Annotated in this window: 1 protein-coding gene; it reads left to right on the top strand. The window is 51.5% G+C overall.

Annotation, left to right across the window (positions count from 1 at the left end; all coding sequences use genetic code 11):
* Window positions 1–338: SprB repeat-containing protein (locus tag ACFE6N_RS23570; RefSeq protein WP_378940386.1), on the top strand; the 338-nt coding region annotated here is incomplete at both ends.

Below are 338 nucleotides of genomic sequence, written 5' to 3'. Positions count from 1 at the left end.
GAACTTATACCTGTACCATCACTGATGCCAACAATTGCCAGATCATCAAAACCTTTACCATTACCCAGCCAACGGCCATTACAGCCACCACTTCGCAGACGAACGTGGCCTGCAACGGCGCAAGCAATGGTTCTGCTTCGGTAACTGCTTCCGGAGGTGCCGGTGGCTATACTTATTCATGGTCACCTTCAGGGGGAACGGCTGCTACGGTAACGGGATTGTCTGCCGGAACTTATACCTGTACCATCACTGATGCCAACAATTGCCAGATCATCAAAACCTTTACCATTACCCAGCCAACGGCCATTTCAGCCACCACTTCGCAGACGAATGTGGCC

The organism is Pedobacter sp. BG31 (assembly GCF_042464845.1).
GTDB lineage: Bacteria > Bacteroidota > Bacteroidia > Sphingobacteriales > Sphingobacteriaceae > Pedobacter > Pedobacter suwonensis.
Note: the sequence above shows the minus strand (reverse complement) of the source record. Positions and strands in the feature narration are given on the sequence as shown.